Source organism: Mycobacterium sp. pW045, from assembly GCF_041287085.1.
Classification (GTDB): domain Bacteria; phylum Actinomycetota; class Actinomycetes; order Mycobacteriales; family Mycobacteriaceae; genus Mycobacterium; species Mycobacterium algericum_A.
The window spans coordinates 155189-168408 of the sequence record NZ_JBGGKU010000008.1; the positions used below are offsets into that span (position 1 = coordinate 155189).

The window sequence follows — 13220 nt, forward strand, 5'->3', positions numbered from 1 at the left end:
TGAGTGTGCGCCGACGCCAGACGCCGACGGGCCTCAGGCCAGCTGACGCGGCGAAGCTTCCGCGCGCCCGTGGGGAGCGGTCCCCCCAATATCGTGAACTGACATCGTTGAAAATCTCGCTACGCTCTTCTCATGACCTCCCCGGCATCCCTGCAGGTCACCCCTGCCAGCTTGCGAGAGTTGGCGCAGCGCTGCGAGGCGCTGGCGGCTCAGGTCGCGCCGATGCCGCCCGCAGTTACTGCATCGAGCTGGCAGGACAGCGCGGCGGCGGTCAGTACCACGAACGCCGGCGGGAGTAGGGCCGCGACGGCGATGCGCGGACGGATGACGGCGACCTCGAACAAGCTCACGACGGCCGCTCATGATTACGAGGCGATGGACAATGACGGCGCCGCCGCCCTGGCTGCAGTCACCCGCCGCCCCGCCGGCTTGACCCCGTTGGCCCCGCGCGGCTCGGGCATCGACGACGGTGCGGCTGCTGGGTTCGGGATACCGAGGTAGCCGCGATGACCTTTCCGACGCTTGCCGAGATCGAGGACGCGAACTGGAACTACCTCAAGACCAGCGCCGCCGCCTGGAGAAATCTCGGCCGCAGCTGGGAGACCGCGTTCACCGAGATCCGCGATGCCTCGGTGCGCCCCGGCGGCACCGAGTGGACGGGCGCGGGTGCCAAGAAGTTCCAGGACCGTGCGGCCGCCGATGTGGTGGCCGTGCGCAACCCCGCCGATATGTGTGCGACCGCCGCCGGGATCGCCGAGAGCGGCGCCGACGCCCAAGACGGAAACAAGCAATCGGTGCTTGACGCCGTCGACGAAGCCGAGCGCGACGACTTCCAGGTCGGCGAGGACTACTCGGTCACCGACACCCGGACGTACTACAGTTCCGCCGCGGAACAGGCGGCACGCGAGCTAGAAGCCGAAGGCCACGCCAGCTTCATCAGGTCCCGGGTTGTCAGCTTGGTCAACAACGAAGGCGAAATTTCCCGCAACATCACCACCACTACCGCCGGACTGCACGGGTTCACCTTCCCGGGGGAAGGCGCCGACGGTGGGGCAGAAGCTGCTGATGGGCAACCCCACGCGGTGCCGCTGGATGACCGCTGGAAAACCGACTCCGACCGCGCCCACAACCAACGAGAAGCGTTCAACAAGGTGTATGGACGCGACCCGGTGAGCGAAAACGACTGGCGGATGGCGGCAGCGCTGGACCCAAACAGCTATGACCCCAATTACCACGGGGTGCCGCCAGAGATCGTGGCAGGAAGGATCACTCCGCAACCGGGTAAGGGCGTTGTTCGTTCCAATCTGTTCATCCCGACTGACAAAGTGGCAAACATATGGAAAGACGCCACTGACCTCCGCCTGCAGCGGTTCGTTCCCCAGAATTTCGGTGATAACCGAGGGCCCAGCGCAAATGCGGACGTCGAAGCGTCACGAGTATCGATGTTCGTTGACTACGACAACGGGTTGGTTGTGGTCCGTCAGAACCCCACATCGGCGGTTGACGGACAACGCGGCGGCGCAGCGGCAGCAGTGCCCGATGTCCATGTGGCCCAATCGCCAGATGGGCGGGTGACCATCGCCTACAACGCGCACGACGCCTACGAGAATCCGATGGGCCTCTGGGGAGGCGCGACGGTGAACGGACGACTCACCCTCGATCCGAAGCCAGACGGAACGATAGGTCTCGGTGGAAGCACCACAATCTACCCGAGCATGGAGACGTACCAGTATCGTGATGGCGCTGGACCAGTCCAGTTGCAATGGACCCCCGCCAACTCGGGTAGCGCTCTAGGACCAGCCACCAGTCTTGAACGCCACCACTGGATCGGCGACACCTCAATCCCGGCTGTTCGTCCCGACATGCCGAGCTGGAAGTGGGAGCTTGAAAATGCAATCCCGTTCGCCCATGACCCATTCTTGGAACATACGACGCGGCTAATCGATCCGTTCAATGGCGTTGTCCCGACAGTAGGGATGGGACGATGAGCCTCCACTTCGCCAAACCATCGCTGCGGCGGGCGCTCTGGTCGGTAGCCGTAGTCGCGGTCGCGTGCTGCCTGATTGTGGGGCTTGGAGAGTCGCTCGGCTTGATTGTTACGGCACGGGATACGTCGCCAGTTCCCGACGGTGGCGAATACGTGCGGCTGGTTGTCTTGTGCCTAACGTTTTGGGGGCCAATTCTCGTGCTCACGGTCTGGTTTATCAGCGTCCCGGTCATCCTCGTCCTCGGCATACTCGTCGCAAGTCTCCGCCGCGAGACCGACAAGAGCACTAAGCAGCCTCCTGCTGAATGAAGAGCCCTCTTCGCTCACTCAAACCGCCTCTGCAGCAGCCGATTTAGGCCAACTCAATGCGGCCCTCGAATGTGCGGTTTGGTACGGCGTTCTGGGCGTGTCGCGAACCAAACCGCACACTCAACGCCATGACCGCACAATCAACGTCACACCAAGGCAAGAAGATACTGGTCGCTTCGGGTTGAGTGTGCGGCCGCGGCGTTGAGTGTGCGCCGACACCGACGCCAGACGCCAGACGCCGACACCGACGCCAGACGCCGACGGGCCTCAGGCCAGCCGACGCAGCCGTGGCTCCAAGTCCCTGGCGAACAGCTCCAAAAAACGCCGCTGGTCGTGTCCGGGGGCGTGGAACACCAGGTGGTTCAGGCCCCACCTGACGTACTGGCCGACCTGCTCCACCGCCTCGTCGGGATCCGAGGCGACGATCCAGCGCTTGGCGATCTGTTCGATCGGCAGCGCGTCGGCGGCCTTCTCCATCTCGATCGGGTCGTCGATGGAGTGCTTCTGTTCGGGGGTCAGCGACAGCGGCGCCCAGAACCGGGTGTTGTTCAGCGCCAACTCGGGGTCCGGGTCGTAGGAGATCTTGATCTCGATCATCTTGTCGATCGCGTCGACGTCTCGCTCGGCGGCCGCCGCACCCTCGCGGACGGCCGGCATCAGCTTCTCGGTGTAGAGCTCTTCGCCCTTGCCGGAGGTGCAGATGAAGCCGTCGCCGGCGCGCCCGGCATATTTCGCCACCGTCGGCCCGCCCGCCGCGATGTAGACCGGCACACCGCCGTCGGGCACGTCGTAGATCGACGCGCCCTTGAGGTTGTAGTAGTCACCGTCGAAATCGACCCGGTCGCCCCGCCACAGCTCGCGCATCAGCCGCACCGACTCGCGCAACCGGGCGAACCGCTCCTTGAACGCCGGCCACTCACCGATGAAGCCGGTGGCGATCTCGTTCAACGCCTCGCCGGTGCCGACCCCCAAGAACACCCGCTGCGGATACAGGCAGCTCATCGTGGCGAAGGCCTGCGCGATGACGGCCGGGTTGTACCGGAACGTCGGGGTGAGCACGGAGGTGCCCAGCTGGAGCTTCTTGGTGCGCTCGCCGACCGCGGTCATCCAGGCCAGCGAGAACGGGGCGTGCCCGCCTTCGTGACGCCAGGGCTGGAAGTGGTCGCTGACCGTGGCGCTGTCCATGCCATGCGACTCAGCGGCCACACCGAGTTCCACCAGTTCCCGCGGCCCGAACTGCTCCGCCGATGCCTTGTATCCGAGTTTCAGTTCCACCATGTCCACCTTTTCTACTCTCCCGCCATCTTCCTAGACTCACGGGCATGGGTGCGAGGCTGGTCGAAGTGGTTCCGGTGACCGAGCGGGTCTACCTGGCCCGCGGAGAGGCGGTCAACTGGCTGCTGGTCACCGATGACACCGGCGTACTGCTCATCGACGCCGGTTACCCCGGCGACCGCACCGACGTACTGGCGTCGCTGGGCGCCCTCGGCTATCACGCGGCCGACGTGCGCGCGGTCCTGCTCACCCACGCCCACGTCGACCATTTCGGTGCGGCGATCTGGCTCGCGAAAACCTACGGAACGCCCGTCTACTGCCACGCCGACGAGGTGGGACACGCCAAGCGGGAGTATCTGGAGCAGGCCTCGCCGCTGGCGGTGGCCCCGCAGCTGTGGCGGCCGAGTTGGGCACGGTGGAGCCTGCACGTACTGCGCAACGGCGGCCTGAACCGCGAGGGCATCCCGTCCGCGCAGCCGCTGACCGGGGAGATCGCCGCCGGCCTGCCCGGCCGGCCGGCCGCCATCCCCACGCCGGGCCACACCCGTGGCCACTGCTCGTATCTGGTCGACGGTGTGCTGGCCAGCGGGGACGCGCTGATCACCGGCCACCCGGTGCTGGCGCACACCGGACCACAGCTGCTGCCGGCATTGTTTAGCCACAGCCAGCAGGACTGCATCCGCAGTCTGTCGGCGCTGGCGTTGCTGGAGACCGAGGTGCTGGCGCCCGGTCACGGCGACGTGTGGCGGGGCCCGATCCGAGAGGCAGCCGAGGCCGCAATCGACCGTGCGGGAAAACCTTAAGGTCACGATCCGATAAGCGCTGATCCCGGAATTTAAGAGACCCCTTACCGATGGGTTCCGCATCTGCGGCCCGTTTTCCGGCAACCGACCGGCGGGTGCTGAACCTGTTGGCGCAGCGCGCATTCGGGTGTGCCCCGGCACACACCGCACTGCCCACACCCGCGCGTACCTTGGGCTCCGGACGGGAATTGCATCCATTCACCCCCGGAAGGAAACATCCATGTCGAAACCCCTCGACGGCACCATGATTCGGCGACTCGGCCTCGGGGCCGGACTGCTGGGCGCCACTGCGGCCACGCTGATCGCCGCACCGTCGGCCGCAGCGGCACCGGACTGCAGTCCCGCGGCGGTGACCAGCACCGTCGACTCGGTCACCGGTTCGGCTCGGCAGTACCTGAGCACTCACCCCGGCGCCAATGCGGTGGTAAACCAGGCGATCAGCCAGCCGCGGCCGCAGGCTGCAGCGGACGTGCGCAGCTATTTCACCGCCAACCCGCAGGAGTACTACGAGCTGCGTGGCATCCTGGCACCGATCGGTGAGAAGCAACGGCAGTGCCAGACGACGGTGCTTCCGCCCGAATTGGCTTCGGCCTACGCCGAGTTCATGGCCGGATAACGCTAGCCGCGACACTGACGGCACAACCGGGCCCCGACGCGACCGAGGGCGAGTCCTCGAACCGCGCCGGGGCCCGGTCTGGCACCGGTCCCCGGTCACGGAGGCGGCATTCGGCGGCGCGCTCACCGCTTGGAACCGGTCAACTGCCCGGGGCAATACGCGGACGCCGCGATCACCGCGAACTGCGCGGCGCCGTCCAGCGTCAGGGCGGCGTTATCATTCTGCAGTTCCTTGACGACCTGTAAGCCGGACTCCCCGTTGCTGATCAGGCCGCACACCGCCCGGCCAGCCGCGATCGCCTGCGCGTCGCCGGCGAACGTCATGCCCGACTGCCGAAGGGCCGCAAGGAAGCCGGGATCGCCAGCGCCCTCGGGATCCGCTTGAGCCGGGGCGGCGCTCAGCACCGCGAATGCCGCGACCGCCCACACCGGGATTCTCTTCGCCATCATCACCACCGTTGAAAATCAGCCGCGCCGGCAGGCGGGCCACCTCGTTGTGGACCTCAGGTCGCCGGCTTCGCGGCCGCCCTCGTTCTGGCGCCCCGCAGATGCACGGCGTGGATGCCCGGCTTCCGCGACAACTCCTCGAGCAGACTGTCCAACCCGGCTTGGTCGGTGTTCCAGTGCTGCACCGAGTCGGGTTGATGCCGCAGCTTGGCGATCACCTGATCGAGCCGGGCGGGTGTCTTGGCGCCTCGGCCCGCGGTGACGCGGGTCCGCCCCGCGGCCGCGGCGGTGAACCCGGATGCAACGCTGCCGACCGCGCTGCCGGTCATCCCGCCGAGCGCCATCTGACTCAGCAGGCCACCGGGAATGGCCGCGGACGCAGCGGCATCCGGCGCCGCGCTGACCGCCAGCCGGATCGCCGGGCTCTGTGCCGCCCACGCCGGCGGCACGGACAGCGACCCGACCATGTTGGCTTCGCCCGTTCCGGCCGAGACCGCCGCGGCCAGTCCCCCGGCCGGTGGCAGCGCGAGCCCGGCACCCAGCCGGGTCGCCGGGATCTCGACGCGGGCACGTCCGAGCGGCGGCGCGAACTTCAGGAAGTTCTGAATGGGAAAGTTGGCGAGCATGGAGACGTAGTTGAACTGTGCGGTGAAGCCGAGCGGAGCCCTGACGGCCGAGTACATCGCCGCCACCGTCGCCCCGGCCTCCGATGAGCCGGTCAGGCTGGCGAGTAGGTCGTTGAAAAGCGTGGTATACCCGGTCGCGAGGTCGGCACCGGCCTGCAGCAGGGGGTTGGCGGTGGCGACTGCCGGGCCGACCGGCGTGCCGTCGGTGGTCTGCGGCGGTTCGGTGAAGGCACTGATCCGCGTGGCGGCCACTGACGCCACGGCGTAGCCCTGCATGACCGCCGCATCCTGGGCCCACATCTGCAGGTACTGGGCTTCGGTCGCCGCGATCGCTGCCGCGTTCTGCCCGGCAATGTTCGTCGCGAGCAGCGACATCAGCTGGGCGCGGTTGGCCGCCACCGCTTCCGGTGGCACCACGGCAGCGTAGGCGGTTTCGTACGCCGCCGCGGCGGCCTGCGCCTGGGCGGCCGCCTCGGCGGCCTTCCCCGCGGTGGCCGACATCCACAGCGCGAAGGGGCCGGCCGCAGCCGTCATCGACTCGGCCGACGGTCCGGCCCACGATTCACCGGCCACTCCCGCCACCACGGCGGCGTAATCGGCTGCCGCAGCCGCCAGTTCACCGGCCAGCCGGTCCCACGCCGCCGCTGCCGACCGCAGCGGCCCGGATCCGGGGCCGGTGTAGATGTTCGCCGAGATGACCTCGGGCGGTATCAACGCGAAGTACATTGGGTCGTCCCCCTTCTGGTTGTGCACACCCCGGCGGCGCGTGCTGGGCCCCGGCCCGGTCTCGGGGAGTCAGTCATCGCCGAGCTCCGGGATCACCACGATGGTGGCTGCCGCGGGATCTGCCTCGGCTGCGATGGCGCCGACGACATCGGCACTGACCCCGCACCCGCCGGCACGGCTCACCGCCACGCCGGCTGCGTGGCCGGTGCCGGCGCCCATGGCACGTCCGGCCAGGCTGGAAAGCGCCATCTGGCTGAACAACGCGTCCGCTCCGGCAAACGCAATGGCGGGGGCGGCCGCACCGGCCGGCAGCGACAAGGCGACCGGTTGGATCGCCGGCGCGGATGTGGCCCACGCGGTGGGCACCGACAGCTTCCCGATCAGCGCCGCCCGACCCAGCGCGCCCGTCACCGGAGCACCGCCCAGGCCTGCCGCTGGCATGGTCTGGTTCGCCATCGCGGACAGCGGCGTCAACGCGCCGGTGATGGGCTTGGGGCCGGCCAGGTAGGAGCCGGCACCCATCGCGTTGATAGCCCAACTCCAGATCTGCCCGAAGGACAGCAACGGGCCGCCGGGGATGGACGACCACCCCAGCAGCGGGCTGTATGCACCCGTCAGGGTCGCCATGATGGTGTTCCAGTTGGCCAGGTCTGCGCCGAGACCTCCCGGCAACGCCGAGCCCGCCTCGGCAGGCGCGGCCGACAGCGACGGCAGCGTTGACAGCGTCTGCGAAACCTGCTGCCCGGCTGCGCTTCCCGAGCTCGCCACCGCTTTCGCCGAGACGCCCGCCTGGTCGGCGATGCCGGCCGGGTTGGTGGTCGGTGGCGGCTCGGCGAACGGCGTGAGCCGGGTGGCTGCCGCCGATTCGCCGGCGTAGCCGTACATGGCGGCGGCGTCCTGCGCCCACATCTCGGCGTAGTGCGCCTCAGTGGCCGCGATCGCCGGAGTGTTGAGCCCCAGAATGTTCGTTGCGATCAACGTCAGCAGCAGACTGCGGTTCGCAGCGATCACCGGCGGCGGAACGGTCGCGGCGAACGCCGCCTCGTAGGCGGCGGCAGCGGCGGCCGCCTGTGCCCCCGCCTGCTGGGCCCGGGCGGCCAGCCCGCTCATCCACTCGACGTACGGCGAAGCCGCCACCGTCATGGCCGCCGCGGATGGCCCATGCCAATCGGCGGACAGGTCGGATAGCACCGCACCGTAACCTGCTGCGGCGGCGTGCACCTCCGCTGCCAGCTCATTCCAGGCCGATGCCGCGGTCAGCAACGGCACCGGGCCCGCCCCGGCGTACATCCGCCCGGAGTTCACCTCCGGCGGTAACGTCCCGAAATCCATTTCCACCCGCCTTTTCGCAACAGACTCACGCTTTGCCCGGCGTTTCCCTTCGGCGACGATGCCGCGGGCGGCGGTGACTCGCGTGGGTGCTTGGACACGTCGGCCAGCAGGCCTAGAACGAGGCGCCCGTCATGGCCGTCCCGAATCAAGGGGAACGCGGAGGGCTGCACCGTGGAAATCGGGCACCAGGGCGTGGCGATCGAGCAGAGACAGCTGCGGGAAGCGGCGTGTGATCACGACGTAACCTCCTGGCAATAAACGTTATTCACGCCCCGTTGCGTCGGTCGTCGATTGACGAACCATCAACCTAGGGACGCTTTCCGGGAATCTGCTGTGTAAGAACTGCAAGATTGTTTTCGAAAGCCCGCCCTGGACAAACTGCCGGAGACCGACCGCCGGCCCCGTGGCGATCAGCACACATAACTCCCACCGCGAATTACAGTGGCAATCAAAGCTATTCGACGCCTGACGCTTTTCCTATCCAGCGCTGTATAAACTCCGGCCGGTGTGGGGCCACCGGCCGGCATAGTGACGCGATTCGCACAAGTTGTCACGTGATCCGAGATAAATTCTCCCGCAACACTTCCCGCGCCACTCCCGCCGGGAGAGATCAGCGGCTAGCTTCGTGTAGCGGCGACGTACCGGATCACGGCCGGGGCGCCGTCGAGTTCGCGGTCGGTCAGCCGCGGCAGCCGCGCCACGGAGAACAGCTCGGCAATTCCGGATTCAACCGTCGCCCAGCCGCTTTCCTTCAGATGCCGCACCACGTCGGTGTGCTCTCCGGAATAGAACGGTCCGGGCCCGCTCAAACTCAGGCCACGTCGCCGCCAGCGCTCCACGAGTGACTCGTGATGCACCGCCTGCGGTCGACTCGGCGGCACCGCATGGTCGGCGGCGAGCCGGCTGCCCGGCGCGCTGAGTGCGGTGACACCGTCGAGCAGCCGATTCTGGGCGTCCGACGGCACATACCAGACCAGCAGACCCTCGATGACCCACGCGGTAGGCGCTGCGGCGTCGAAACCGACTCGCCGCAGCGCGGCCGGCCAGTCACTGCGCAGATCGACACCGACCGCGCGACGGTTGACACTGGGCACGCAGCCCCAGTCACGCATGGTGGTGGCCTTGAAGTCGACCACCGCGGGATGGTCCACCTCGTAGACGGTGGTCTCGGCCGGCCACCACAACCGGTAGGCGCGGGTGTCCAGTCCCGACCCCAGGATCACGGCCTGGCGGATCCCGCCGCGCGCGGCGTCGGTGAAGAACGCGTCGAAGAAGTTGGTGCGCGCCGCGGAGAACTCCGCCAACCGCGGAAACCCGCCATCCTTGCCCAGCCGACTGATGTCCAGATCACCGTCGGCCACCCGGATGCAGAACTCCAGGCCGACCTTGTGCACCAACGGGGCGGCGAACGGGTCGTTGATCAATTCGCGCGACGTCGCCGCGGCCCGCGCCGCGGCCAGCACCGTGGCGATGACGCCGGCGCCCGCGGCCAGGCTGGCCGCGTCATCCCCGGAAGTAACTGCCGTGTTCATGGCTGTCCACCGCGGCGGCACGGCGGTCAAAGCGTTCTTTTGCCGGCCGGCACCCCATGCACGACCGCTCGGACCTGATCATCCATCCCGCTGACCGACGCGAACAGCATCTCGTCGCCGGACCGCAGCGCGTCGGCGGCGCGCGGCAGGATGACCGACTCGCCACGCAGCACCGCGAGCAGGGCCGCACCCTCGGGCAGCGCGATGTCGCAGATCAGTCGCCCGATCAGCGGATTGTCTTCGGGCAGTGTCAATTTGGTGAGGCTGGCCTGACCGCGCCGCAAGCCCATCAACGGCACGAGGTGGCCGACGTCGATGGCGCCTTCCACCGCGGCGACCATCGCTCGGGGTGTGGAGACCGCCACGTCGATGCCCCACTCCTCGGTGAACAACCGCTCGTTGCGCGCGTTGTTGACCCGGGCCACCACCCGGGCCACCCCGAACTCTGCCTTGGCCAGCAAGGCGGTGGCCAGGTTGGCCTTGTCGTCGCCGGTGGCGGCGATCACCACATCACAGATCTCGATGCCGCATTCCTGCAGCGCGGACAGCTCGCAGGAGTCGGCCAGCAGCCACTCGGCCCCGGGAACGGAATGGGGTTCGTAGTGCGCCGGGTTGCGCTCGATGAGCAGCACCCGGTGGCCGTCGCCGATCAGTTCCCGCGCCACCGATCGCCCGACCGCGCCGGCACCGGCGATCCCCACCCGCATGATCGCTCACCTCATCCCCGCATCGCTCCCGGCTGCTCCGGGTGTACCACAGTTGCGACGGCAGTACTGATTTACTGACAGATAACACGAACCCGCTGTCTTTGAGCGAATCACACGAGCGGGTTCGGCCACCACCGCCGGTTCGAATGGGAATCAGATGACCCTGGAGCAGCTCTACCTGGCCCTGCTGATCGGGGGCCTGGTTCTGCTGGCCAGCATCATCGCGACCCGGGCCGCGGACCGGGTGGGCCTGCCCAGCCTGCTGCTGTTCCTGTTCGTCGGGGTGGCAATCGGCAACGACGGGCTGGGACTGGACTTCTCCGACGTACAACTGGCCAGCGATCTGGGCACCACCGCGCTGGCGGTGATCCTGGTCGAAGGTGGTTTGACGACCAAGTTCGCCAACATCCGCAAGCTGCTCGCGCCGGCGGCGGTGCTGGCCACGGTGGGTGTGGTGGTCAGCATGGCGGTGACCGCGGTGGCCGCACACCTGCTGCTGGGCATCAGCTGGCAGCTGGCCTTGCTGCTGGGCGCGATCGTCTCACCCACCGACGCGGCCGCGGTGTTCTCCATCCTGCGCGTGTTGCCGCTGCCGCGGCGGGTGGCCGGTCTGCTGGAGGCCGAGTCCGGCTTCAACGACGCGCCCGCGGCGATCGTAGTTCTGATGCTGAGCACCACACCGCTGACGATCGCGCCGGTGCACGCCATCGCCGACGTCGTCTTCGAGTTGGCGGTGGGGTCGGCGATCGGCTTGATTGCCGGGCTGCTCGGGGCGATGACGCTGCGTCGTACCGCCCTTCCGGCATCCGGCCTGTACCCGTTGGCGACGTTCGGGCTGGGCATGGTGGCATTCGCGGCGGCCGCTTGGGTGCACGGCAGCGGGTTCATCGCCGCCTACCTGGCCGGGGTGGTGCTGGCGAACTCCGGCCTGCCGCACCGCGCGGCCACCCGCTCGTTCGCCGAGGGGCTGGGCTGGCTGGCGCAGATCGGCCTGTTCGTGTTGCTCGGCCTGTTGGTGAGCCCCAGCCAGCTGCCGGGGGAACTGGTCCCGGCGCTGCTGATCGGGGCCGTGCTGCTGCTGCTGAGCCGGCCGCTGTCGGTGGTGGCCTCGCTGATCTGGTTCAAGGTGCCGTGGCGCGAACAGATCTTTTTGTCCTGGGCGGGCCTGCGCGGCGCGGTTCCGATCGTGCTCGCGACGTTCCCGATCGTGGAGGGCGTGCCGGACAGCTACCGACTGCTCAACATCGTGTTCATCCTGGTGGTGGTCTACACCGTGGTCCAGGGTCCCAGCCTGGGACTGTTCGCGCGCTGGCTGGGGCTGATCTCGCGGGACGCCACCCGGGAGATCCAGGTGGAAGCGGCGCCATTGGACGTCCTGGAGGCCGAGCTGTTGACGATGACCGTGCAGCCGGAATCGAAGCTGCACAACGTCTCGGTCCTCGAGTTGCGGCTGCCCGACCCGAGTGTCATCACGCTGATCATCCGCAAGGGCGAAACCTTCGTCCCGCAGCCCGACACCCGGATCACCGTCGGCGACGAACTGCTCATCGTCACCACCAGCAAGACCCGCGCGTCGGCCGAACGACGGCTGCGGGCGGTCAGCCGGCGCGGCAAACTGGCGCACTGGTTCGACGAGTACGGCGACTCGGAGTAGCCCTTCACCGTTGATGCGATGGCGGGTGCCACTCGCACTGTTGCGCCGTGGCCGCCGCGTCAACGCAGGGTGATCAGCGGGATCGCCGTCTCGACCGGGTTGAGTCCGCCGTGGAAGCCCACCAGTTGCGCCGTCTGGGGCGGTTCGTGCTCGGTCGCCAGGATCGCGGTGTCGCCCGTGCAGGTCACCACCACGTCGCCGATGCGCGCCAGGTGCTGATCGCGCACCGGCCCGAACACCCCGGCGGCCACCGCCTGCTCGCGGGTTTGCACCACGGCCCGCCCGGCCAGCAGTTCAGTCCAGGCCGCCAGCACGTCCGCAGTCGCGCCGGCCTCGGTATGCAGGTAGCGCACCCGCGGCTCGCCGGCGACCACCCGAATGCCCGCGCGCAGCCGCGGATCGGCATCCAGGTCGATACGGGCGGGGTCGGGCACGTTGAGCCCGCCGTGATCGGCGGTGACCACCAGCGCGGCATCATCCGGCAGCTGCTCGACCAGATGCTGCAGCAGGGCGTCGACCTTGGCGGCCGCGGTTTGCCAGTGCGGCGAGCCGATGCCCGAGACGTGCGCGGCGTGATCGAGCGCCGCGGTGTAGCCGTAGACCAGGCCGGGGGCCGCCACCAGTTCCGCGGCGACTCGGGCGGCGTAGTGCTCGCCTTTGGCGGTCGGGCGGAACTCCGCGCCGCGGTAGGCGGCCTCGGTGAGCCCGCTGCCGATGAACATCTCCGGCAGTACCGCCCGGGCGGCGATGCCGCCGTCGCGGAGTCGCTCGAACCAGGTCGGCACCGGCTGCCACGTCGCCGGCGGGGGGTCGTCTCGCCAGAAGATGTGGGTGAGCACCCGGTCGGTGCCGGGGACGTTGAGCGTGAAGCCCAGCACCCCGTGTTCTCCCGGCCGCACACCGGTCCCCAACGACACCAGGCTGGTCGGCGTCGTGGAGGGGAACGTGCAAGCCAGCTCGGTCAGCTGACCGGTGGTGCCGGCCAGCACCGAGGCCAGCAGCGGGGCGTCTTGCGCCAACTGCGGCAACAGGTGGTGGCCGAGCCCGTCGACCAACACCACCGCCACGCGTCGCACCTCGCCGATCCGTTCGCGCAGGCCGAGCAGATCGGTTGCGCCCGGCGCCCCGAGCGCGGCCGCCACCGACGGCAGGATGTCGCAGATCGAACCGGGCACGCGGCCAGCCTGCCAGCTGCCCGGCTACCGCC

The 13220-nt window shown here is 68.6% G+C and carries 13 protein-coding genes; 6 read left to right on the forward strand and 7 right to left on the reverse strand.

Features of this window, described 5'->3' with window-relative positions; all coding sequences use genetic code 11:
* The first annotated feature begins 132 nt into the window (after nucleotides 1-132).
* Genes ACAG20_RS14715 through ACAG20_RS14725 form a run of 3 tightly spaced genes read left to right on the forward strand, consistent with a single transcriptional unit; the run spans nucleotide 133 to nucleotide 2296 of the window.
* Nucleotides 133-501 (forward strand): type VII secretion target, encoded by a 369-nt coding sequence (locus ACAG20_RS14715; RefSeq protein ID WP_370493073.1) that lies wholly within the window; start codon nucleotides 133-135, stop codon nucleotides 499-501.
* Nucleotides 502-506: 5 nt separating this feature from the next.
* Nucleotides 507-1988, forward strand: a complete 1482-nt coding sequence (locus ACAG20_RS14720; RefSeq protein WP_370493074.1) for a hypothetical protein — start codon at nucleotides 507-509, stop codon at nucleotides 1986-1988.
* Nucleotides 1985-2296, forward strand: coding sequence for a hypothetical protein (locus tag ACAG20_RS14725; RefSeq protein ID WP_370493075.1), 312 nt, complete (start codon nucleotides 1985-1987; stop codon nucleotides 2294-2296). Before ACAG20_RS14720 ends, ACAG20_RS14725 begins: the two co-directional genes overlap by 4 nt.
* 267 nt (nucleotides 2297-2563) lie before the next feature.
* On the opposite strand, the gene fgd is transcribed toward ACAG20_RS14725, so the two are convergent.
* A complete protein-coding gene (fgd, locus tag ACAG20_RS14730) occupies nucleotides 2564-3574 on the reverse strand; it encodes a glucose-6-phosphate dehydrogenase (coenzyme-F420) (protein ID WP_370493128.1) in 1011 nt (336 codons plus the stop codon).
* A gap of 56 nt (nucleotides 3575-3630) precedes the next feature.
* On the opposite strand from fgd, the gene ACAG20_RS14735 reads away from it, so the two are divergent.
* Nucleotides 3631-4374: an MBL fold metallo-hydrolase gene (locus tag ACAG20_RS14735; protein WP_205868840.1), complete on the forward strand. Its 744-nt coding sequence runs from the start codon at nucleotides 3631-3633 to the stop codon at nucleotides 4372-4374.
* 220 nt (nucleotides 4375-4594) lie between these two features.
* A complete protein-coding gene (locus ACAG20_RS14740) occupies nucleotides 4595-4990 on the forward strand; it encodes a heme-binding protein (RefSeq protein WP_370493076.1) in 396 nt (131 codons plus the stop codon).
* Between the two features lie 122 nt (nucleotides 4991-5112).
* Here ACAG20_RS14740 and ACAG20_RS14745 read toward each other — a convergent pair whose 3' ends face one another.
* From ACAG20_RS14745 to ACAG20_RS14765, 5 genes are all read right to left on the reverse strand, one after another.
* Entirely contained in the window at nucleotides 5113-5436 is a 324-nt protein-coding gene (locus ACAG20_RS14745) for a DUF732 domain-containing protein (RefSeq protein ID WP_112685068.1), read from the reverse strand.
* Nucleotides 5437-5492: 56 nt separating this feature from the next.
* Nucleotides 5493-6788: a PPE family protein gene (locus ACAG20_RS14750; protein WP_370493077.1), complete on the reverse strand. Its 1296-nt coding sequence runs from the start codon at nucleotides 6786-6788 to the stop codon at nucleotides 5493-5495.
* A gap of 69 nt (nucleotides 6789-6857) precedes the next feature.
* Nucleotides 6858-8120 (reverse strand): PPE family protein, encoded by a 1263-nt coding sequence (locus tag ACAG20_RS14755; RefSeq protein WP_370493078.1) that lies wholly within the window; start codon nucleotides 8118-8120, stop codon nucleotides 6858-6860.
* A 617-nt stretch (nucleotides 8121-8737) separates the two neighbouring features.
* Nucleotides 8738-9652, reverse strand: a complete 915-nt coding sequence (locus ACAG20_RS14760) for an SAM-dependent methyltransferase (protein ID WP_112685050.1) — start codon at nucleotides 9650-9652, stop codon at nucleotides 8738-8740.
* A gap of 26 nt (nucleotides 9653-9678) precedes the next feature.
* Complete coding sequence (locus ACAG20_RS14765; protein WP_370493079.1) at nucleotides 9679-10359, reverse strand: TrkA family potassium uptake protein; 681 nt, start codon at nucleotides 10357-10359, stop codon at nucleotides 9679-9681.
* Nucleotides 10360-10516: 157 nt separating this feature from the next.
* Between ACAG20_RS14765 and ACAG20_RS14770 the strand changes: the two genes are divergently transcribed.
* Complete coding sequence (locus tag ACAG20_RS14770; protein WP_112685054.1) at nucleotides 10517-12013, forward strand: potassium/proton antiporter; 1497 nt, start codon at nucleotides 10517-10519, stop codon at nucleotides 12011-12013.
* Between the two features lie 59 nt (nucleotides 12014-12072).
* Here the strand turns inward: ACAG20_RS14770 and ACAG20_RS14775 are convergent, their stop codons facing one another.
* Nucleotides 12073-13188: an alkaline phosphatase family protein gene (locus ACAG20_RS14775; RefSeq protein ID WP_370493080.1), complete on the reverse strand. Its 1116-nt coding sequence runs from the start codon at nucleotides 13186-13188 to the stop codon at nucleotides 12073-12075.
* Nucleotides 13189-13220 lie beyond the last annotated feature (32 nt).

Coding starts and splice junctions, on each gene's coding strand:
- ACAG20_RS14765 (WP_370493079.1), bottom strand. CDS start 10,359: ATGCGGGTGGGGATCGCCGGTGCCGGCGCGGTCGGGCGATCGGTGGCG.
- ACAG20_RS14740 (WP_370493076.1), top strand. CDS start 4,595: ATGTCGAAACCCCTCGACGGCACCATGATTCGGCGACTCGGCCTCGGG.
- ACAG20_RS14715 (WP_370493073.1), top strand. CDS start 133: ATGACCTCCCCGGCATCCCTGCAGGTCACCCCTGCCAGCTTGCGAGAG.
- ACAG20_RS14750 (WP_370493077.1), bottom strand. CDS start 6,788: ATGTACTTCGCGTTGATACCGCCCGAGGTCATCTCGGCGAACATCTAC.
- ACAG20_RS14770 (WP_112685054.1), top strand. CDS start 10,517: ATGACCCTGGAGCAGCTCTACCTGGCCCTGCTGATCGGGGGCCTGGTT.
- ACAG20_RS14755 (WP_370493078.1), bottom strand. CDS start 8,120: ATGGATTTCGGGACGTTACCGCCGGAGGTGAACTCCGGGCGGATGTAC.
- ACAG20_RS14745 (WP_112685068.1), bottom strand. CDS start 5,436: ATGGCGAAGAGAATCCCGGTGTGGGCGGTCGCGGCATTCGCGGTGCTG.
- ACAG20_RS14725 (WP_370493075.1), top strand. CDS start 1,985: ATGAGCCTCCACTTCGCCAAACCATCGCTGCGGCGGGCGCTCTGGTCG.
- ACAG20_RS14720 (WP_370493074.1), top strand. CDS start 507: ATGACCTTTCCGACGCTTGCCGAGATCGAGGACGCGAACTGGAACTAC.
- ACAG20_RS14760 (WP_112685050.1), bottom strand. CDS start 9,652: ATGAACACGGCAGTTACTTCCGGGGATGACGCGGCCAGCCTGGCCGCG.
- fgd (WP_370493128.1), bottom strand. CDS start 3,574: ATGGTGGAACTGAAACTCGGATACAAGGCATCGGCGGAGCAGTTCGGG.